Source organism: Streptomyces sp. NPDC051563 (genome assembly GCF_044454225.1).
In the GTDB taxonomy this organism is placed as follows: domain Bacteria; phylum Actinomycetota; class Actinomycetes; order Streptomycetales; family Streptomycetaceae; genus Streptomyces.
Genome location: NZ_JBITDL010000049.1, coordinates 19,782 through 41,586, shown reverse-complemented (window position 1 = coordinate 41,586; position 21,805 = coordinate 19,782). Strand labels below are relative to the sequence as shown.

Here is a 21,805-nt window from a genome sequence, read left to right as displayed (position 1 = left end):
GCCACCATGCACAACCTCGCCATGACACGGTGAAACAGCAGGTCAATCACCACTCCGGCCTGCATAAGACGGACCTTCTGAAACAACCTTTAGGGCTTGTCCCGAAGGAAGACGCGGGGTGAGGGAGGTTGGTTGCCGCACATATGCACGAAGGGTGATGTTTGCGGCCTATGCCGGGGGCGATTTTCCCGGCCATCCTGTCGATATCCGATCGGTGCGCTTGCAGGTCCGGTGCCGGTCCGGGACCGATCAAGATCAATTGCCGGTGGGTGGCGGGCGTGTCGATGACGACAGGTGCGAGGATGCACCCGTACGGAACGGCCGGGACGGGAGCCCCGCCTTCCGGGCAGACCTGACCGGACGACGCGTCCGTGCCGGGTGGGGGCGGACGGGCGGGCACCACGTGCGAACGGCACGGGTGATCCCTCCCGCGGGTCCCTGCCGGGCGCACACACCGCGCACCGCGCAGAAGGGACCGCTGACGGCGATGCAGATCCGGCTGACCGTCCTTGGGTCGGGGTCGCGCAGCGGCCACCAGACCGCCACCGCGACCGCCACCGGCGGGGGTACCGGCGGAGGGGGCGCGCCGGCGAGCTGTGACGTGCTCGTCACCGCACCCGCCGGCACCGCGCTGTCCGCGGTGGCCTCCGGGCTCGCGGCGACCGTCGGCGGACCCGACACCGGCGGCACGGTCGTGCTGTACGCCGGTACGGAGCGCCTGGACCCCGCGCGCTGCGCGCTCGGCGAGCCGCCGCTCGTGGACGGGGCGGTGCTGTCGCTGAACGTGCCCGGGCCCGACGTCCGCACGGACGGGACCGCGGCCGCGACCGCCCTCGGCGACGGACCGCAGCTGCACGTCGTGGCCGGGCCGGACGCCGGCGGAGTGCACCTGCTGCACCCGGGGGCGATCCGGATCGGCCGCTCGGCCGACGCGGACGTCCCGCTGGACGATCCGGACGTGTCCCGCCTGCACTGCACCGTGACGGTGCTCCCCGACGGGCGGGTGGCGGTGGCCGACCTCGGATCGACGAACGGCACGACGCTCGACGGCGCGGTGGTCGGCGCGGAGCGGGTGGCGCTCGCGCCGGGTGCGCTGCTGCGCGTCGGCGAGTCCACGCTCCGCCTGGCCGTGGGCCCGTCCCTCACCCCCCTCACCCTCACCCCCGACCTGGAAGGCCACCTCGCCGTCTCCCTCCCGGGCCACCCCGAGGGCGGCGCCCCTGCCGGGACCTGGTCCGGCGGTACGCCGGGCAACCCGGCGGGGCCGCCCTCCGACGGCGGAGCCCGGACCGGCGCCACGCCGGGCACCGCGGCGGGGTCGCAGCCCGCAGGCGGCGCCCCGGGCGCAGCCCGAACCGGCGCTACGTCGGCCTCCGCGGCCGGGTCGCACCCCGACGGGGGCGGCTCCGGCGGCGCCTGGACCGGCGGTACGCCGGGCAGCCCGGCGGGGTCGCCCTCCGACGGCGGAGCCCGGGCCGGCGCCACGCCGGGCAGCCCGGCGGGGTCGCTGCCCGGAGGCGGCGGAGCCTGGGCCGGCGCCACGTCCGGCACCGCGGCGGGGTCGCAGCCCGGAGGCGGCGCCCACGGCGGAGCCTGGACCGGCGGTACGCCGGGCAGCCCGGCGGGGTCGCAGCCCGGAGGCGGCGGAGCCTGGGCCGCGCCCGCGCAGGGCACCGCGGCCGAGTCGCAGGCCGACGGCGGGGCCTGGGCGGCCGGCGTGTCGTATCCCGACGCGGGGGGCCGGGGGGCGCAGGGGCAGATCCCCCACCCCGCCCCTTCCCGAAGCGGGGGCTCCGCCCCCGGCCCCGTACGGCCCGGGTACGGAACCCCGGGCGGCAGCACCGGCTCGGTTCCCGCCGCCCGGGGCACCGCACACGACACCGGAGGCCACCCGGCTCCGGCCGGCTCCGCGGACCCCTGGCCGTACGGCGGGGCCCGGCAGGACGGCGGTGCCGGCCGGATCGCCCGGCCCGCGTCCGGGCCCGGCGCCCCGGGCTCCGGGCACCCTCCGCTCCCCGACCGGCCCGGCGCCGGACAGCACGGCGCAGCCGCCCACCAGGCCGGAGCCGCAGGCACGTACGACCCGTACGCCTCAGAGGCCCGCCCGTACGACGGATCAGCACACCCCGGCGCGGCCCCCGGCCGGCCCGCCGCAGCCCCGGACCCGTACGCCGGAGCCGGAGCCGGAGCCGGGCACCGGGGCGCAGCCGCCGGCCCCCACGCCGGACAGGAGCATGCGGCCGGAGCCGCCGGCCCCCACCGCGGGGCCGCCCAAGGTCCGCAGGCCGCGGGAGGGGTCGGCCCGTACGGGCACGAGGGGCCGGGACCGGCGCAGTGGACCGGGGTCGAGCATCACGGTGCGGGCGGCTGGGAGGAGTCCGAGCCGGTCCCCGGCACCGGTACCGGGTCCGAGCCCCGCCGCGGAGCCCGTCGCGGGATCGGGGCCTGGGCGCGGAAGTGGGTGCGCGGGGCCGACGCCGCGGAGGTGGAGGTGGTCGCCGAGGCGGCGGCCGCCGTCGCCGCGCGGCCCGGCGCCGACGATCCCGCGACCCTGCTGCTCACCGCCCTCGGGCCGGCCCCACGGCTGTGGGCCGGGCCCGCCGGGCTCGACGTCACGCTCGGCGCGGGCTGCGAGGTCGCGCTCCGCGAGACCGGCTCGCTCGGCATCGCCGGACCCCGGGCCCGGCTGACCGGTGTGGCCCGCTCCGTCATCGCCCGGCTGGCGGCCCTGCACGCCCCCGGCCAGCGCCTGGAGATCGTGCTGATCTCCACCGACCGGGCCCGCCCGCTCGCCGAACGCCGCCGCGACTGGGGCTGGCTCGGCTGGCTGCCGCACGTGCGCCCCGCGCACGGGCAGGACTGCCGGCTGCTGCTCGCGTACGACCGCGATCAGGCGGCCGCCCGCACCGGGGAGCTGACCCGGCGGCTCGACGACGGCCCCCTCGGCACCCACTGGGCCACGGCCGGTCCGGACGCGGTGCGCGAGGCCTCGTACGCCTACCGGGGCCCGTACACCCTCCTGGTGCTCGACGGGGATCCCGGTCCCGGGGCGCTGCGTGACATCACCGGCCGGCTGACCTCGCACGGTCCGGCCGCCGGGATCCACGTGCTGGCCCTGGCCGAGGCACCGGCCGCGACGCCCGCCTCACCCGTCACCGAGACCTACGAGGCGGCCTGCGCGGCCGCCCCCGCCTTCCGGGACTGCCGGACCGCCGCCCTGCTCAGCGGTGATGTGGCCACGACCGTACGGACCTTCGCGGTCTCGGGCGGCACACCGGCCGCGTCCGGCGGTACGGCCACGGCGGACGCCGTATCGGCGGCCTGGGCGGAGCGGTTCGCCCGCGCCCTGGCCCCGCTGAAGGCCGACTCCCCCGTCGCGGAGGGCGGTTACCGGCCGGCCGCCGCCCATCTGCCCCAGACCGCCCGGCTGCTCGACGAGTTGGGGCTGGCCCGGGCCACCCCGGCTTCGCTGATGGCCCGTTGGGCCGCCTCCACCGACCAGGGACAGCGCGTCGGCGGGCTCGCGGAGATAGTCCTCGGCACCGGCCGGCGCGGGCCGGTGGGCGCCGAACTGGTCACCGACGGGCCGCACGTGCTGATCGAGGGGCCCGCCGGCAGCGGCCGTACGGAACTGCTGCGCTCGGTCGCGGCCTCTCTCTCGGCGGCCGCCCGGCCCGACCGGCTCGGGCTGGTCCTGCTCGACGGGGCCGGCGGCGAGCGCGGGGGCGACGGCCTGCTGCCCTGTACGGAGCTGCCGCACGTCTCGGCGCACCTGGTGGCCTCGGACCCGCTGCGGATGCGGGAGTTCGCGCAGGCGCTGGGCGCCGAGCTGAAGCGGCGGGCCGAGCTCCTGGACGGGGTGCCGTTCTCCGAGTGGCACGCCGTGCGCGAGGTCTCCGACCGGATGGTCTCCCCCCGCCAGCCCACCCCGGGCGAGCTGCGCGGCGATCTCGAACCCCAGCGTTCCGGCACCCTGCGGCTGCGCTCCTCGGCCACCCGGGCCGATCCGGCGGCCGGGCCCAGCCCGCTGCCCCGCCTGGTCGTGCTCGTGGACGACTTCGACGCGCTGGTCGCGCCGGGGCTGGGCAGCACGGGCCGGCCCGCCGCCGGGTCGGTGGTCCGCGCGCTGGAGGCGGTGGCCCGCGAGGGCGCCCGGCTCGGGGTGCACCTGGTGGCCACCAGTGCCCGCCCGGACCGGACGGCCGACACCGAGCTGGCCCGGGTCACGACCCTGCGCGTGGAGCTCGACGCCCCCGACCAGCCGGGTCCCGGCCGGGGCGTGCTGCGGTACGCCGACGGGCGCACGGTCCCCTTCCAGGGCGGCCGGGTCACCGGCCGGATCCCCCGGACGGCGACGCTGCGGCCGACGGTGGTGCCGGTGGAGTGGGAGCGGATGGGCGATCCACCGGCCCGGCGCCCGGTCCGCGAACTGGGCAACGGCCCGACCGACCTGGCGCTGCTGGCCAGCGCCCTGGACCGGGCCTCGCACCTGGTGTCGGCGGTCCCGGTGCTGTTCCCGCCGGCCCCCTGAGTCGGCCCCCGGGCGGGACCGCCCGGGGGTGCCGCGCCCACCCCCGTACGCCGGGAGGCGGTATTGCGGGGGCGCGCGGGGCGGCGTAGACCTTGTGGCACGGGACACACCATCGCCAGCGAGGCATCGGGGGCACCGCCATGCGCCAGCACGGAACGAGCCGCACGACACCGCACGCATCCCACACTCCCCGCCCACCCCACACTCCCCGCCCACCCCACACTCCCCGCCCACCCCGGGCGCCCCACGGGCGGCGGCACGCCTGGGCCGCCCTGGCCGTGGTGGCCGCGCTGGCGCTCAGCGCGTGCGGCGGTGGCGGCGACGGCAAGGAGCCCGCGAAGGGCAAGGACGGCCCGGACGCCTCGGGCGCGCCGACCGTCGCCCTACCCCGTCTCGACGGGGAGAAGCTGGAGGTCGCCGCCGTCTGGACGGGCGCGGAGCAGGAGAACTTCGTCAAGGTCCTGAAGGAGTTCGAGCGGCGCACGGGTGCCACGGTCACCTTCGTCCCGGCCCAGGACCCGATCGTCACCTTCCTCGGCTCGAAGATCGCGGGCGGCGCCCCGCCGGACGTGGCGCTGCTCCCGCAGGTCGGGGCGCTGGTCTCGGCGGTGAAGAACAAGTGGGCGCAGCCGGTCGGCGCGGACGCGCAGGCCCAGCTCGACAAGAACTACTCGAACGGCTGGAAGACGCTGGGCGCGGTCGACGGCACGCAGTACGGCGTGTACTACAAGGCCGCCAACAAGTCGCTGATCTGGTACAACGCGAAGGCCTTCGAGGCGGCGGGGGTGAAGCCCCCGGCGACCTGGAAGGAGCTGCTGACCGCGGCCGACACCCTGTCCGCGTCCGGCACCCCGGCGGTCTCGGTGGCCGGGGCCGACGGCTGGACCCTGACCGACTGGTTCGAGAACGTCTACCTGTCGCAGGCGGGCCCGGAGAAGTACGACCGGCTGGCGAAGCACGAGATCAAGTGGACCGACGACAGCGTGAAGCAGGCGCTGACCTCGCTCGCCGAGCTGTTCGGCCGCAAGGACTTCCTGGCGGGCGGCCAGAGCGGGGCGCTGGCGACCGAGTTCCCGAAGTCGGTGACGCAGACCTTCACCGGCGGCGACCGGCCGGCGGCGGCCATGGTCTACGAGGGCGACTTCGTGGCGGTGAACATCGCGCAGACCGAGGCGAAGGTGGGCACGGACGCACTCGTCTTCCCCTTCCCGGCGGTCGGCGCCAAGGCCCCGGTGGTCTCGGGCGGGGACGTGGCGGTCGCGCTGAAGGCCTCGAAGGGGGCGCAGGCCCTGCTGACGTTCCTGGCCTCGGCGGACTCGGCGCGGATCCACGCCCGTGCGGGCGGGTTCCTCTCCCCGAACAAGTCCCTCGAACCGGCCGCGTACCCGAACGACATCCAGCGCGGCATGGCCCAGGCCCTGATCGCGGCGGGCGACGACTTCCGCTTCGACATGTCGGACCAGGCTCCGGCGGCCTTCGGCGGGACCCCGGGCGCCGGCGAGTGGAAGGCGCTCCAGGACTTCCTGGCGAACCCGGCCGACGTGGCGGGGACGCAGGCGAGGCTGGAGGCGGACGCGGCCAAGGCCTACGGGAACTGATCCCGGTGGCCTCCCCCGCCGAAACCCCGGCGGCCTCCCCCGCCACTACCCCGGCGGCCTCCCCCGCCCCCACTGCGCCGGTGCGCCCCGCCACCGGCCCCCGCTCCCCGAAGGCCAGGGAGACACGGCGCCGCCGGCTGACCGCCGCGGCGTTCCTCCTGCCCTCCCTCGTCCTGCTCGGCGCGCTCGTCGTGCACCCCATCGGCTACTCGCTCTACCGCAGCTTCTTCGACCGCTCCGGCGACGATTTCGTGGGCGCCGGGAACTACGGGGAGATCCTGCGCGACGACACGATCCGCACCGCGCTGGGCAACACGGCGATCTGGGTGGTGCTGGCCCCGGTCACCGCCACCGCGCTCGGTCTGCTCTTCGCCGTGCTGACCGAACGGGTGCGCTGGGGAACGGCCTTCAAGCTGATCGTCTTCATGCCGATGGCCATTTCGATGCTCGCGGCGGGCATCATCTTCCGGCTCGTCTACGACGCCGACCCCGACCGGGGCGTGGCCAACGCCGTCTGGGTCGGCGTCCACGACACCTTCGCCGAGTCCTCCGCCTTCCCCAAGGCCCGCCCCGGCCGGGACTCCCCGCTGGTCCCGGCGGAAGGGGGCGCGTACGTGACCCGCGATCCGGTACGGGCGGGCACGCCGGCCCTCCTCCCGCTGGTCGGGATCGCCCCGGAGGCCCTGCCCAAGGGCACCGCCACGGCGAAGGCGGCGGCCCCCGGGCCCGGGAAGGTCACCGGCACCGCCTGGCAGGACTTCACCCGGGGCGGGGGCGGTACGACGAACACGGTCGACCCCACCGAGTCCGCCCTGTCGGGGCTGCGGGTCGAGGCGGTCAAGGACGGCCGGGTGGTCGACTCGGCACGGACCCGGGCCGACGGCACCTTCACCCTGTCCGCCGCGGCCGACGGCGCCCTGCTGCGGCTGCCCGCCTCGAACTTCCGGGAGGCCTACGCCGGCGTCGAGTGGCTCGGACCGACCCTGGTGACCCCGGCGGTGATCGGGGCCTACGTGTGGATGTGGGCCGGGTTCGCGATGGTGCTGATCGGGGCCGGGCTGGCCGCCGTACCGCGCGAGCTGCTGGAGGCGGCGCGGGTGGACGGGGCGAGCGAGTGGCAGGTGCTGCGGCGGATCACGGTGCCGCTGCTGGCGCCCGTCCTGGCCGTCGTGCTGGTCACCCTCGTCATCAACGTGATGAAGGTCTTCGACCTGGTCTTCGTGATCGCGCCCGGCGCGGTGCAGGACGACGCCAACGTCCTGGCGCTCCAGCTGTACCGGACCTCCTTCGGCACGGACGCCGATCCGGGCCTGGGCAGCGCCATCGCGGTGCTGCTGCTGGTACTGGTGGCTCCGGTCATGGCCTACAACATCCGCCGGATGCGCCGGGAGGCCCGCCGATGAGCACACCGCCGCGCACGCAGCCCCGTACGCCGTCACCCGCCCCGCCCCCCGCCCCGCTCCGCACCCCGCCCACCGCGCGGTCCCTGGCCGCCCGGGCGGCGGGCGGGGCGGTGCGCGTCTTCCTGGTCCTCGCGGGCCTGTTCTGGCTGCTGCCCACGCTCGGGCTGCTGGTCTCCTCCTTCCTCTCCCCCACCGCGCTGAACGACGGCGGCTGGTGGCAGGCGCTGACGGCGCCCTCCCGGCTGACGGCCGACAACTACGAGCGGCTGCTGGCCAACGAGACCGTCACGGGCTCGCTGATCGACACGGCGGCCATCGCCGTCCCGGCGACCCTGCTCGTCCTGGCGCTGGGGTCGTTCGCCGGATACGCCTTCGCCTGGCTGGAGTTCCCCGGCCGGGACTGGCTGTTCCTGCTCGTGGTCGCACTGCTCGTCGTCCCCGTCCAGGTGGCGCTCATCCCGGTCTCCGAACTCTTCGGCGCCATCGGCCTGTTCGAGACCACGGCGGGCGTGGTCCTGTTCCACACCGCCTTCGGGCTGCCGTTCGCCGTGTTCCTGCTGCGCAACTTCTTCGCGGAGATCCCGCGCGAGCTGCTGGAGGCGGCCCGGCTCGACGGGGCGGGCGAACTGCGGCTGTTCGCCCGGGTGGTGCTGCCGCTGGGCGGTCCGGCGATCGCCTCGCTGGGCATCTTCCAGTTCCTGTGGGTGTGGAACGACATGCTGGTCGCCCTGGTCTTCGCGGACTCGGCGCACCCGCCCGTCACGGTCGCCCTCCAGCAGCAGGTACGGCAGTTCGGGAACAACATCGACGTGCTGGCGCCCGGCGCCTTCCTGTCGATGGTGGTGCCGCTCGTCGTGTTCTTCGCCTTCCAGCGGCAGTTCGTCTCGGGGGTGATGGCGGGAGCGATCAAGTAACCGGCTTTTGATCACGCCGTTGACGTGCCGGGTTGACGCTCCGTAACCCGAATGCCGCACCCTGCGTAACCCGATCACCACGCCGGGGGTTCCTGGGCCATATGCCCGCGCCGACCCCTGGATGTGCCGTGCCCCGGTTCAGCGTCATCGTGCCCGCGTACAAGGTCCAGGCGTACCTCCAGGAGAGTCTGGACTCGGTCCTGACCCAGTCGTACCCGGATCTCGAACTGATCGTGGTCGACGACGCCTCCCCGGACGCCTGCGGTTCGATCATCGACGACTGCGCGGCCCGCGACCCCCGGGTCACCGCCGTGCACCTGGCGCACAACCTCGGCCTGGGACCGGCCCGCAACGCGGGCCTGTCCCGCGCCACCGGCGACTACGTGCTCTTCCTCGACGGCGACGACACCCTGGCCCCCGACGCGCTCCAGGCCATCACCGACCGGCTGAAGGCCACAGGCTCCCCGGACGTCCTCGTCTACGACTACGCGCGCACCTACTGGACCGGTGAGGTGGCCCGCAACAGCCAGTCCCACCGCCTCTCCGAGGAGGGCCCGGCCAGCTTCCGCCTCGCCGACCGCCCCGCCCTCCTCGGCATGCTGATGGTGGTGTGGAACAAGGCCTACCGCCGCGAGTACGTGGAGCGCGAGGGCCTCTCCTTCCCGCCCGGCTTCTACGAGGACACCCCCTGGACCTACCCGGCCCTGCTGGCGGCGGAGTCGGTCGCCGTCCTGGACCGGGTCTGCGTGCACTACCGCCAGCGCCGCACCGGCTCGATCCTGACCACGTCCACCCGCCGCCACCTGGACGTCTTCGACCAGTACGACCGCGTCTTCGGCTACCTCGCCACCCGCCCCGAGCTGGAGCGCTGGCGGCCCGCCGTGCACCGGCGGATGGCCGAGCACTTCTGCGCCCTGTACGCGGACCCGCGCCGGCTCCCGCGTGCCGCCCGGGCCGAGTTCTTCGCCCGGGCCTCGGCCCTGCTGCGCCGCTACCGGGTGCCGGGCCCCCGGCCGCTGTCCCTGAGCCGGACGGACCGCACCCGCCACCTCCTGATGCGGCTGGGCACGCGGCGCGCGTACCGCGTCCTGTCCCTGCTCCGCTCGGCCTCGCTCACCGCGGGCCGCGCCGGAGCCACCCTGGGCCGGGGCCTGCGCGAAACCGCCCTGCGCCTGCACTACCGCGCCCAGCGGCTGCTCCCGCTGCGCCCGGAGCTGGCGGTCTTCTCCGCGTACTGGCACGGCGGTTACGCCTGCAACCCGGCGGCGATCGAGGCCAAGCTGCGCGAACTCGCCCCGCGCATGCGGACGGCCTGGATCTGCGATCCCGCGCACGCCTCGACCCTGCCCCGCGGCACCACCCCGCTCCGGCCGGGCTCGGCGGCGTACTGGACGGCCCTGGCCCGCGCGACCTACCTCGTCACGAACGTCAACTTCGACCGTGCGCTGGTCAAGCGCCCCGGCCAGATCCTGGTCCAGACGCAGCACGGCACCCCGCTCAAGCGGGTCGGCCTCGACCTCCAGGACCGCCCGGCGGCCACCCCCACCAAGGACTTCGCCGGCCTGCTGCGCGGCGCGGACCAGTGGGACTACCTGCTCTCCGCGAACCGCCACTCCACCCTCGTCTGGGAGAAGGCGGTCCCGTCCTCCTACACGACCCTCGAATACGGCTACCCGCGCAACGACGTGTTCCACCGGGCCACCCAGGCGGACGTCCTGGAACTGCGCGAACGCCTCGGCATCCCCCCGGGCTCCACGGCGATCCTGTACGCACCGACCCACCGCGACTACCGGCGCAGCCGCCCGGCCCACCCGGACTTCGACCGCATCCTGCGCGACCTGGGCCCGCGCTACACGATCCTCAACCGCACCCACCTCACCTACGCGGGCTCCCCCTCCCCCGAGCCGCACCCCCGCCTCCTCGACGTCTCCTCCCACCCCTCGGTCGAGGAACTCTGCCTGGCCTCGGACGCGTTGGTGACGGACTACTCGTCGCTGATGTTCGACTACGCGGCCCTGGACCGCCCGATCGTGATCCACGCCGACGACTGGGAGGCGTACGAGGCCTCCCGCGGCACGTACTTCGACCTCCGGGCGTTCCCCCCGGGGGCGATCGCCCGCACCGAGGACGAACTGGTCGACATCTTCTCCACCGGCCACTGGCAGGGCTCGCGCTCGGCGCAGCTCCGCGCCTCCTTCCGGACCCGGTTCTGCACGCACGACGACGGCCAGGCCGCGGAGCGCGTGGTCCGCCGCGTCTTCCTCAGCCAGCCCACGGCCCCCATCACCCCCCTGGAAGACCGCCGCCCCACCCCCGCAGCCCCCTCAGCCACCCCAGAACCCACCCTGGCCCACCTCACCACGTCCCGCTGGCCGTAACCCCCTACGGGGCGTTCGAGGCGCCGGGTCCGGTAAATCCAGCCCCGCCGGCGTTTGAGGCGCGGGGTCTGGGGCGGAGCCCCAGGGGGGTCCGGGGCGCAGCCCCGGGGAACGGTGGAAGGGCGGGTAGGGGACTCCGCCCCGCGCAGCGGCAGCCCCTAGGGGGTCCCGGCCGTCAGCCCGGCGACCACCGACCGCGCGAGGTCGTCCAGGTAGCCCCCCGGGACGGAGTCCCGTACGACGACCTGCCGCCAGTACAGCGGCCCGATCGCCAGATCGAGCGCCCTCCCCGCATCCACCCCCACGGGAAGCTCGCCGCGCGCCACCGCCTCGGAGATGATCCCCTCCGCCATCCTCCGCTGCCCCTCCAGCAGAGCCCCCCGCACCGCGTCCGCGATCTCCGGATTCCGCGCCGCCTCCACCAGCAGGTCAGGGATGACCGCCGAGGCCACCGGATGCCGCAGCACGTGTGACATCACCTCCAGCAGCGCCCGTACGTCCCCGTAGAGCGACCCGGTCGACGGCACCGGCAGGCCGTCCACAGCGAAGGCGCCCACCAGGTCCAGGACCAGGTGCAGCTTCGACTTCCACCGGCGGTACACGGCCGTCTTCCCCACGCCCGCCCGCCGCGCGATGCCCTCGATCGACATCCGGGCGAAGCCCACGGTGGCCAGTTCCTCGACCACGGCCGCCCGGATCGCCTCGGTCACGTCCTCACGCAGAACGGCGGCCCCCGCGGGGGCCCTGCGGGCGGCGGGGGCAGTGGCGGCAGTGGGGGCGGCAGCAGGCTCAGGCGTCATAAGCAGAGCATAACCCGCCACGACGATACGGTTGCGTTCCGACGTCGGACGACCTAACCTCACCGTAGCGACGATACGGACCCGTCCCATCGCCAGCCGACGCCCAGACCCCGTCGAAAGCGACCACCGTGACAGCGACCACCGCGCCACCCCCGGCCCCCGCCCCTCCCCGGGGCCGGGCCAAGGACGCCCACGCCAAGGCCAAGGCCAAGACCCCGGACCCCATCGCCGAGCTGGCCGCGGCCCACGACCTGACCCTCAGCGGAGCCCGCCCCACCCTGCCCCGCTACATCGCCGAGCTCTGGACCCGGCGCCACTTCGTGACCGCGTACGCCACGGCCCGGATGCGCGCCCAGTACAGCGAGGCGAGCCTCGGCCAGGTCTGGCACCTGGTGACCCCGCTGCTCAACGCGGCGGTCTACTACTTCATCTTCGGCATCGTCATGCACGCGAGCCACAACGTCCCCGACTACCTGCCGTTCCTGATCACCGGCGTCTTCGTCTGGGACTTCATCGGAAGCTGCATCAACGCCTCCACCCGCGCCGTCCAGTCCAACCTCGGCCTCGTGCGCGCCCTGCACTTCCCGCGCGCCTCGCTGCCGCTGTCCACGGTCGTCCAGCTCTTCCAGCAGCTGCTGGTCACCATGGGCGCCCTGATCATCCTGCTGCTCGTCTTCGGCCAGACCCCCAACCCGAACTGGCTGCTCGCCTTCCCCGCCCTCCTCCTCATGGCCTCCTTCTGCGCCGGCTGCGCCATGATCATGGCGAGGATCGGGGCGAAGAGCCCGGACGTCAGCCAGCTGATGCCGTTCGTCCTGCGGACCTGGATGTACGCCTCGGGCGTCATGTGGTCGATCGACCAGATGCTGCGCACCGACCACCTGCCGGACTGGGTGTCGACGGCGCTCAAGCTCAACCCCGCGGCCGTCTTCATCGACCTGATGCGCTTCGCGCTCATCGACTCGTACAAGGCGAGCCAGCTCCCCCACCACGTCTGGCTGATCGCCCTGGGCTGGGCCCTGGTCGTCGGCGTCGGCGGGTTCGTTTTCTTCTGGAAGGCAGAGGAGGAGTACGGCCGTGGCTGACACCGCAACCGCAACCGCACCCGCACCCGCACCCGCCATCGACACCCGGGTCCCGACCGTCATCGCGGACGACGTCCACGTGATCTACAAGGTGCACGGCGCCGCGGGCGGCAGGGGCGGCGCCACCGCCGCCCTGAGCCGGCTCTTCTCCCGCAAGCCCGCCCCCGGCATCCGCGAGGTGCACGCCGTCAAGGGCGTCAGCTTCACCGCGTACAAGGGCGAGGCCATCGGCCTGATCGGCACCAACGGCTCGGGCAAGTCCACCCTGCTGTCAGCCATCGCCGGCCTCCAGCCGGTCGCCCGCGGCCGGATCTTCTCGCACGGCCAGCCCTCGCTGCTCGGCGTGAACGCCGCCCTGATGAACGACCTGACCGGCGAACGCAACGTGGTCCTCGGCGGCCTGGCCATGGGCATGTCCAAGCAGCAGATCCGCGAGCGCTACCAGGAGATCGTCGACTTCTCCGGCATCAACGAGAAGGGCGACTTCATCTCCCTGCCCATGCGCACCTACTCCTCCGGCATGGGCGCCCGGCTGCGCTTCTCCATCGCCGCCGCCAAGGACCACGACGTCCTGATGATCGACGAGGCCCTGGCCACCGGCGACGCCGCCTTCCAGCGCCGCAGCCAGGCCCGCATCGAAGAACTCCGCGAACACGCGGGCACCGTCTTCCTCGTCAGCCACGGCATCGGCACGGTCCGCGAAACCTGCGACCGCGCGATCTGGCTCGAATCGGGCGTCCTGCGCATGGACGGCCCCTCGGAAGAGGTCTGCGACGCGTACGAGGAATTCACCAACAAGCGCTGACCGGCCAAATCCGACCCCTCCGGTCCTCATCCGACGCCTCCGGCCCCAATCCAGCCCCTCCGGCGTTTGAGGAGCGGGGGTCCCGGGGCAGCGCCCCCGGCAACGGCGCCGCACCCGCCCACGACGGACCGGAAAACGAACGGGCCGGGCCCGGAACCCCAGAAGGGGTCCCGGGCCCGGCCCGTTCCGCACCAGCCCGTCAGGGCTAAGCGTGCGCCCGAAGCAGCGAGCGCATCGTCCGCATGGCGACGGACAGATTCGCCAGATCGAAGTCGTCCGACCCCTGGATCTCGTCCAGAGTCGTCCGCGCGCGCCCGATGATCGCCGTGTTCTTCTCCTCCCACGCCTTGAAGCGCTCCTCGGGAGTCGACGTACCGTTCCCGACCGCCAGCACGTCCGCGGTCAGCGCCGCGTGCGCCGAGAAGAGGTCCTCGCGGATGGACGCGCGGGCCATCGACTGCCAGCGGTCGGCCCGCGGCAGCTCGATGATCCGGTCCATCAGCTGGGTGATGTCCAGCCGGTCGGCGAGGTCGTAGTACACCTCGGCGACGGCCAGCGGCTCCACGCCCGTCCGGTCCGCGATGGCGACGATGTCCAGCGTCGGGAAGGCCGAGGAGAACCCGGCCACCTTCGCCGCCAGCTCCTCCGGGACGCCCTCGCCGATCAGCTCGGCCATGACCGCCTCGTACCACTCCAGGTCCGCGCCGCGCACCAGCTTGGGCAGGTCCGACCAGACGCGGGCCACCCGTTCGGTGAAGAGCTCGATGGTCTCGGTGATCTGGAGCGGCTGCGGCCGGTTGTTGAGCAGCCAGCGGGTACCGCGCTCGACCAGGCGCCGCGAGTGCAGCCGGATCCGGGTCTGGACGTCGGCGGCGACCTCGTTGTCGAGGGCCTCGACCGCGTCCCACACGGCGGCCAGGCCGAAGATCTCGCGGGCCGCGAGCTGCGCCCGGACGATCTCCTCCAGGGAGGCGCCGGTCTCCTCGCGCAGGCGGTGCAGGAAGGTCGAGCCACCGCTGTTGACGGTGTCGTTGACCAGCACCGTGGTGATGATCTCGCGGCGCAGGGCGTGCGCGTCGACCTGCTCGGGGAACTTCGCGAGCAGTGCGCCCGGGAAGTAGGCGTGCAGCAGGCGGTTCAGGTAGGGGTCGTCCGGCAGCTCGGTGTGGATGAGCTCGTCCGCCACCGTGATCTTGGTGTAGGCGAACAGGACGGCCAGTTCCGGCTGGGTCAGGCCCTTGCCGTTGTTGAGCAGTTCGCGGATCTGCCGGTCGTTGGGCAGGAACTCCAGGGCCCGGTCCAGCAGGCCGTCACGGCCCAGGCGGCGCATGAAGCGCTGCTGGGCGTGGAGCAGGCTGGGGGCCTGGGCGGCGCCGTTGGCCAGGGCCACGTTCTGCGCGTAGTTGTTGCGCAGCACCAGCCGGCCGACCTCGTCGGTCATCGCGGCGAGGAACTTGTTGCGCTGCTTGACGGTCAGGTCCCCCTCGGCGACCACCGAGTTCAGCAGGATCTTGATGTTCACCTCGTGGTCGGAGGTGTCCACGCCCGCGCTGTTGTCGATGGCGTCGGTGTTGACCTTGCCGCCCTCGCCGCCGGCCCCGCTGTGGGCGAACTCGATGCGGCCGAGCTGGGTCAGGCCCAGGTTGCCGCCCTCGCCGATGACCTTGGCCCGCACGTCGGAGCCGTTGACGCGGATGGCGTCGTTGGCCTTGTCGCCGACGTCCGCGTGCGTCTCGGCCGTGGCCTTGACGTACGTGCCGATGCCGCCGTTCCACAGCAGGTCCACCGGGGACTGGAGGATCGCCTTCATCAGGTCGGCGGGGGTCATCTTCGTGACGCCGGCCTCGATGCCCAGGGCCTCGCGGACGTGTGCGTTGACCGGGATGGCCTTCGCGCTGCGCGGGTGGATGCCGCCGCCCGCCGAGAGCAGCGAGGTGTCGTAGTCGGCCCACGAGGAACGCGGCAGGTCGAACAGGCGCCTGCGCTCGGCGAAGGAGGTCGCCGCGTCCGGGTTCGGGTCGATGAAGATGTGCCGGTGGTCGAAGGCGGCCACCAGGCGGATGTGCTCGGACAGCAGCATGCCGTTGCCGAAGACGTCGCCGGACATGTCCCCGACGCCGACGACCGTGAAGTCCTGCGTCTGGGTGTCGTGCCCGAGCTCGCGGAAGTGCCGCTTGACGGACTCCCAGGCGCCGCGGGCGGTGATGCCCATGCCCTTGTGGTCGTAGCCGGCCGAGCCGCCGGAGGCGAAGGCGTCGCCCAGCCAGAACCCGTAGGCCTCGGCAACCCCGTTGGCGATGTCGGAGAAGGTCGCGGTGCCCTTGTCCGCGGCGACGACGAGGTAGGTGTCGTCCTCGTCGTGGCGGACCACGGCCTTGGGGTGGACGACCTCGCCGCCGACCATGTTGTCGGTGATGTCGAGCAGCGCCGAGATGAAGATCTTGTACGAGGCGATGCCCTCGGCGAGCCACGCGTCGCGGTCCACCGACGGGTCGGGGAGGTTCTTCGCGACGAAGCCGCCCTTGGCGCCGACCGGCACGATGACGGTGTTCTTGACCATCTGCGCCTTGACCAGGCCGAGGATCTCCGTACGGAAGTCCTCGCGGCGGTCGGACCAGCGCAGGCCGCCGCGGGCGACCTTGCCGAAGCGCAGGTGGACGCCCTCGACGCGCGGGGAGTAGACCCAGATCTCGAAGGCCGGACGCGGCGCCGGGAGGTCGGGGATGGCCTGCGGGTCGAACTTCATCGACACGTAGGAGTGCTGCTCGCCCGCGGAGTTGAGCTGGAAGAAGTTGGTGCGCAGGGTCGCCTTGATGAGGGTGAGGAAGGACCGCAGGATCCGGTCCTCGTCCAGCGAGGCGACCTGGTCCAGGGCCCCGTCCAGCTCCTCCAGCATCGCGTCGACGAGCTCGGTGCCCGCGGACTGGCGGCCGGGCGACATCCGGGCCTCGAAGAGGGAGACCAGCAGCCGGGTGGTGTGGACGTTGTTGCGGAGGGTGTCCTCCATGTAGTCCTGGCTGAAGGTGGCCCCGGCCTGGCGCAGGTACTTGGCGTACGCGCGCAGCACCACGGCCTGGCGCCAGGTCAGTCCGGCGCCCAGCACCAGGGTGTTGAAGTTGTCGTTCTCGGCGTCGCCCTGCCAGACCGCCGAGAAGGCGTCCTGGAACCGCTCGCGGGCGTCGTCGCCGAGGTAGTTGGAGCTCCCGGCCGGGTCGCCGTTGCTGCTCGGAAGCGGCATCCGCAGACCGAAGTCGTAGATCCAGGCGTTGGTGCGGTCGGTGCAGCGCAGCTCGTACGGCCGCTCGTCGGTGACCTCGACGCCCAGGCGCTGCAGGACCGGCAGGACCGCGGAGAGCGAGACCTGCTCGCCCGTGCGGTAGATCTTGAACCGGCGTTCGCCGGGGCCGGCGCCGACCGGCTCGTACAGCGACAGCGCGAACTCGCGGTCGCTGGCGTTCAGCCGCTCCAGGTGGCACAGGTCCGCCACGGCCGCACGCGGCGAGTGGTCGGCCTTGTAGCCCTCGGGGAAGGAGTTCGCGTACTTGCGCAGCAGCTCGGCGGCGCGCTCCTCGCCCAGTTCCGCGACGAGCGCCTCGCCGAAGCCGTCGGCCCAGGAGCGGGCGGCCTCGACCAGCCGGCCCTCGATCCGCTCCACGTCGGAGTCGGTCAGCACGGGCAGCTCGGTGCCCTGCGGGACGCGGACGACGAAGTGGATGCGGGAGAGGATCGATTCGGTGTTCCAGGCGGTGAAGTCGACGCTGATGCCGTCGAGCTCCTCCTGCAGGATCGCGATCAGGCGCAGCCGCACGCCGGTGGTGTAGCGGTCGCGCGGCAGGTAGACCAGCGCGGAGTAGTAGCGGCCGTACTCGTCCTGGCGCAGGTACAGCCGCAGCCGGCGGCGCTCCTGGAGGTACAGGACGGAGGTGGCGATGGCCTGGAGCTGGTCGACCGGGGTCTGGAACAGCTCGTCGCGCGGGTAGGTCTCCAGGATCTGGAGCAGGTCGCGGCCGTCGTGGCTGGACGGGGCGAAGCCCGCGCCTTCGAGGACCTCGGCGACCTTGCGGCGGATGACGGGCACCCGGCGCACCGACTCGGTGTACGCGGCGGAGGAGAACAGGCCGAGGAAGCGGCGCTCGCCGACGACGTTGCCCTCGGCGTCGAACTTCTTGACGCCCACGTAGTCGAGGTACGAGGGGCGGTGCACGGTGGAGCGGCTGTTGGCCTTGGTCAGCACCAGCAGGCGGTGCTCGCGGGCCTTGGCCCGGGCGTCGGCCGGCAGCCGGTTGAAGGACGGGGAGACGGGGTGCGCCTCGTCCTGGCCGTGGTGCAGCGGGTCGGAGCGCAGGATGCCGAGGCCGGTGCCGGGCACGGCGGCCAGGGCGTCGCCGTCGACGAGGTTGTACTCGCGGTAGCCGAGGAAGGTGAAGTGGTCGTCGGCGAGCCAGCGCAGCAGCTCGCGGGCCTCTTCGAGCTCGTACTCGCGCAGGTCCGGGGCGGTGGGCTCCTCGGGCAGCTCCTGCGCGATGCGCAGCGCCGCGTCGCGCATCTTCTCCCAGTCCTCGACGGACTCGCGCACGTCGGACAGGACGCGCTGCAGATCGGCGGTGATCTGCTTGAGGTCCGCCTTGTCCGTCTCGCGGTCGATCTCGACGTGGATCCAGGACTCCACCAGGGAGTCGTGGGGGCGCGCGGTGCGGGGACCGTGCGCGTCGCAGTCGGGGCCGAGGATCTCGATGAGCTTGCCGGTGACGTCGCGGCGGACGACGACCTGCGGGTGGATCACGACGTGGATGCCGCGCCCGTGACGGGACAGCTCGTTCGTCACGGAGTCCACGAGGAACGGCATGTCGTCGGTGACCACCTCGACGACGGAGTGGCTGGAGGTCCAGCCGTTCTCCTCCACCGTGGGCGTGTGCACGCGCACGTTCGCGGTGCCCTGCGGGCGGTTCTCCGCGAGCCGGTAGTGCGAGAGTGCGGCCCCGAACACGTCGACCGGGTCCCGGTCGAGCAGGTCCTCCGGGGCGGTGTGCAGGTAGTAGCGCTGGAGGTAGGCGAGAGTCGTGTCCCGGTCGGGACGCTCCCCCTGCTCGGACCCAGTCGGAAGTAGCCCCCCGGCCGGGCTGTTCTCAGCTACCCGTGCCGCCCGCGCGAGCAGCTCGGCCTTTGCTTCGTCCAGCTTGGTCTGCATGTCCTCTGGCTCCTGTCGCGCGCCATTGCGTGACGTAGGTGAAGGAAGGAATGGCATAGCACCGCGAGGCGGGGTTTCGGTGTCCGTCCGGGATCGACGCTATGCCGTCGAGAGAGCCCACCGGGAGGAAATCGGCCATGATCGGCAGGATGTCCAGGGACCGGGGGCGGGGATCAGCAACGGCCCGGGCACGGAGGTGCGCCGGGCGGAGGGCGGAGGCTTCGGTGCCTCCGAGAACTATCGCGCTGATCACGGGTACCAGGCTATCTCCCTCCACCCCCGGCTCGTCATGAGCTGCATGTGTACAAAACAGGGTGGGTAACTTTGACACTCTGGACAGGGCCCGGACCGGCCGGGCGTGCCAGGCGGGCGCGCGGTCGCTCTCCGCTCATGAGCCGGTCGCTATCCGGCCAGCTCGCGAGCAGTGCGTACGGCTTCCGCCAGGCTGTCCACGACGGGGACACCGGCCGATTCCAGACTGCTGCGGCTGTGCGAACCGCCCGTGTAGAGGACAGCCCGTGCGCCCACGTGCGCGGCGGCCAGTGCGTCGTCGACGGCGTCCCCGATGAGGACCGTACGGGCGGCGGTCACTCCCGTCCCGTCCAGGGCGGCCAAATGACGTACGAGATGTCCGGCCTTGGTGGTGTGGGAGGGCCCGGTGCGCCCGTCGACGCGCAGGAAGTGCCCGTCGATCCCGTGCGCCCGGACGAGCGGAACGAGCTGCTCGTGGGGCGCGAGGGACAGCAGCGACTGCGTGAGCCCCTGCCCCTGCCAGTCCCGCAGGAGCTCCCGGGCCCCCTCGGCGAGACCGGCGTCCTCGGCGGCCGGCCAGTAGTGGCGGTGGAAGGCCGCGTCCATGACCAGCCACTCGGCGTCCGTGGGGTGCCGGCCCATGAGGCGCTCGTAGAACTTCGGCACCGGTACGACGTACAGCTCGCGGTACCGCTCCAGGGTGATCGGCGCGAGGCCGAGCTCGGCGAAGGAGGCGTTGGTGGCGGCTATCACGGCGTCGATGTCGTGCAGCAGCGTGCCGTTCCAGTCCCACACGATGTGCGGGGCCGCCTCCGGCGCGGTGGCCGGTGCCGGCCGGCCCGCGGGCGCGGCGGCGGCCCCGGGCGCCGGGTCCGGCGCCGCGAGCGCGGGGCCCTCGGGCGTCGGGACGACGAGCGGGGCGCCGTCGGCCTCGGATGCGGGGTTCCCGGTCGGCGCGCTCACTTCAGCAGCCCCGGAATCTCCTGCACCCCGAACCACAGCAGCTCGTGGTCCTCGGCTCCGTCGACGGTGAAGCGCGCGTCCTCGTCGCCCCCGTCCGCGGCCGGGACGGCCGCCACGGCGGCGCTCACGTCCTCCAGGGCCTCTTCGGCGTCCACGTGCACCGCGGCCGCCACCGAGAGCCGTACGGCCCCGGCGAGGGCCACCTGGCCCAGCGTGGCCTCGTCGACGCCGGGGGTGGCGGTGGCGGCCTTGTCGTCCACGTCGACGGCCACCACGACCCGCTTGCGGGGCGCGGCCCCGTCCTCGGCGATCATCCGCAGCGAGGCGGCCGCGGCCCTGGTCAGGGCGGCGTACTCCAGCTCCTCGATGTCGTCCGAGACGTACCACTCGCGCAGCCCGGGCGTGACGGCGTACGCCCGCAGCGGAGCGGGGCCCAGCTCACCCGCCTGGTGCGCCTCGGCGAGCCCGGGCAGGGTCAGGGGGACGTACACGCGCATGGCCGGCTGCTTTCGGTAGTCGGAAACGCCCCCAGGATACGACCGGCCCGCCACCACCCCACCGCGACGCCCCCCTCGCACGCACCGGCCCGGGGACCTCCGCGGACTGCACCGGGCCCCGCCCGGTGACACCCCGGGCCGGTGCCCCGGCCCGGGGCACCTCCCCGCCTCCGGCACCGCGCTGCGCCTGCCGACGGCCCACCGCGGAAGGGCCGGCCTCCGGGGCCGGACTCCGTCCGTGACGGCCCGGGTCCCCCTTCGGGGTGCCGCGGCGGGGCCGTGCGGCGTCCACCTCGCGCCCGGCGGGAACGGGGCCCGGGCCCCGGGGGCACCGGGGACCGACCCGGATAGGTGAAGGCGGGCCGGGCGCGGGGCGTCCCCGCGGCGCCGTTGCGGAGCGTGTTCGCAGCCCCGTAGAAGTCCCCTACCAAGTTACCGCCCGGTACCGCGCCGGGCCCTACCCCCGGGGACGACCGCCATGACCACCAGCACGACCCGCACGACGGACACCACCCTCGGAACCGGCCCCACGGGGACCACCGGGAGCCTGCGCGTGCCCGGGTCCACCGGGTCCACCACAGGCACCTCAGCCACCGGGCCCATCAGGTCCGCCGCGTACACCGGGTCCGCCGGCTCCACCCCGCCCAGGACCGCGCAGCCGAACCGCACCCCCGCACCTACCGGGACCGGGACCGGCACCGGCACCGGCACCCCCCGGCGCCCCGGGACGCCCACCGGCGGCGGGAGTCCCCGCCCCGCGGGCAGCGCCGGCGCCGGACCCGGCCGTGGCTCCGCGGGGCCTGCCGGTACCGGCCCCGGCGGTGCGCGGCCCGGTCGCCGCCACGACCGGCGACGGCCGCCCACCGCCGTCCACCGCGGCAGCGCCCCGCACCACTGGTTCGCCGAACGGCTGCTCGCCGTGCTCAGCGGACGCCGCCCCGTGCACTCCCTGATCGGGCACACCATCGGCCCCGCCTACGACCAGCTGATCACCCTCGCCCCCGCCGACCCCCCGCAGGAGCACCCGTACGAGCGCCCGTACGGCGCCCGCCGGCTCAGCCCCGTCCTCCACGGATGCGGCCGCTTCATCCCCGGCCCGGGGGTCATCGAGGCCTTCGCCCGCATCGCGACGGGCGACCGCCTCACCGCGCTGGCGTTCCGCCTGGAACAGGGCCCCGACCTGCGCTGGCGCTGCGCCGCCGTGGAACTGCAGGGCCCCCGCCCGTGAGCACGGCCTGGGCTCCCGCGCGCACCCGCGAACGCCGCCGGGGGCGGGCCCCCCCCCCGGGGGGGGGGGGGGCCCCGGCGGGGGGGGCGGGGGCCGCCCGGGGTTCTTGTTTGGGGGGCGGCCGCCCGGGGGCGTGGCGGCCGTGCGGCGGTCCGCCCGCGGC

General features: G+C 74.0%; 12 protein-coding genes. 8 read left to right on the top strand and 4 right to left on the bottom strand.

Going from position 1 to position 21,805, the window contains the following annotated elements:
• The first annotated feature begins 487 nt into the window (after positions 1-487).
• The 5 genes from ACIA8F_RS37095 to ACIA8F_RS37075 all read left to right on the top strand — a co-directional run bounded on the left by ACIA8F_RS37095 (position 488) and on the right by ACIA8F_RS37075 (position 10,824).
• On the top strand, positions 488-4,531 hold the full coding sequence (locus ACIA8F_RS37095; protein WP_399385442.1) for an FHA domain-containing protein: 4,044 nt from the start codon (positions 488-490) through the stop codon (positions 4,529-4,531).
• A 140-nt stretch (positions 4,532-4,671) separates the two neighbouring features.
• Entirely contained in the window at positions 4,672-6,129 is a 1,458-nt protein-coding gene (locus tag ACIA8F_RS37090) for an ABC transporter substrate-binding protein (protein WP_399385441.1), read from the top strand.
• An 80-nt stretch (positions 6,130-6,209) separates the two neighbouring features.
• Positions 6,210-7,532 carry a carbohydrate ABC transporter permease gene (locus ACIA8F_RS37085; protein ID WP_399385440.1) on the top strand — a complete coding sequence of 441 codons (1,323 nt, stop codon included), beginning with the start codon at positions 6,210-6,212 and terminating at the stop codon, positions 7,530-7,532.
• Positions 7,529-8,446, top strand: coding sequence for a carbohydrate ABC transporter permease (locus ACIA8F_RS37080; protein WP_399385439.1), 918 nt, complete (start codon positions 7,529-7,531; stop codon positions 8,444-8,446). Before ACIA8F_RS37085 ends, ACIA8F_RS37080 begins: the two co-directional genes overlap by 4 nt.
• A gap of 128 nt (positions 8,447-8,574) precedes the next feature.
• Positions 8,575-10,824, top strand: a complete 2,250-nt coding sequence (locus ACIA8F_RS37075; protein WP_399385438.1) for a CDP-glycerol glycerophosphotransferase family protein — start codon at positions 8,575-8,577, stop codon at positions 10,822-10,824.
• A gap of 158 nt (positions 10,825-10,982) precedes the next feature.
• Here the strand turns inward: ACIA8F_RS37075 and ACIA8F_RS37070 are convergent, their stop codons facing one another.
• Complete coding sequence (locus ACIA8F_RS37070) at positions 10,983-11,624, bottom strand: TetR/AcrR family transcriptional regulator (protein WP_399385437.1); 642 nt, start codon at positions 11,622-11,624, stop codon at positions 10,983-10,985.
• Between the two features lie 128 nt (positions 11,625-11,752).
• Here ACIA8F_RS37070 and ACIA8F_RS37065 point away from each other — a divergent pair, with 128 nt between their 5' ends.
• Positions 11,753-12,709, top strand: a complete 957-nt coding sequence (locus ACIA8F_RS37065) for an ABC transporter permease (protein ID WP_399385436.1) — start codon at positions 11,753-11,755, stop codon at positions 12,707-12,709.
• Positions 12,702-13,514 (top strand): ABC transporter ATP-binding protein, encoded by an 813-nt coding sequence (locus ACIA8F_RS37060; protein WP_399385435.1) that lies wholly within the window; start codon positions 12,702-12,704, stop codon positions 13,512-13,514. The genes ACIA8F_RS37065 and ACIA8F_RS37060 overlap by 8 nt, the downstream gene beginning before the upstream one ends.
• Before the next feature lie 205 nt (positions 13,515-13,719).
• Here the strand turns inward: ACIA8F_RS37060 and ACIA8F_RS37055 are convergent, their stop codons facing one another.
• The 3 genes from ACIA8F_RS37055 to ACIA8F_RS37045 all read right to left on the bottom strand — a co-directional run bounded on the left by ACIA8F_RS37055 (position 13,720) and on the right by ACIA8F_RS37045 (position 20,414).
• Positions 13,720-18,702 (bottom strand): NAD-glutamate dehydrogenase, encoded by a 4,983-nt coding sequence (locus ACIA8F_RS37055; protein ID WP_399385434.1) that lies wholly within the window; start codon positions 18,700-18,702, stop codon positions 13,720-13,722.
• Between the two features lie 402 nt (positions 18,703-19,104).
• A complete protein-coding gene (locus ACIA8F_RS37050; RefSeq protein ID WP_399385443.1) occupies positions 19,105-19,752 on the bottom strand; it encodes an HAD family hydrolase in 648 nt (215 codons plus the stop codon).
• Between the two features lie 161 nt (positions 19,753-19,913).
• Entirely contained in the window at positions 19,914-20,414 is a 501-nt protein-coding gene (locus ACIA8F_RS37045; RefSeq protein ID WP_274552965.1) for a DUF6912 family protein, read from the bottom strand.
• Between the two features lie 478 nt (positions 20,415-20,892).
• Between ACIA8F_RS37045 and ACIA8F_RS37040 the strand changes: the two genes are divergently transcribed.
• Positions 20,893-21,642 (top strand): Rv3235 family protein, encoded by a 750-nt coding sequence (locus ACIA8F_RS37040; protein ID WP_399385433.1) that lies wholly within the window; start codon positions 20,893-20,895, stop codon positions 21,640-21,642.
• The last annotated feature ends 163 nt before the right edge of the window (positions 21,643-21,805 follow it).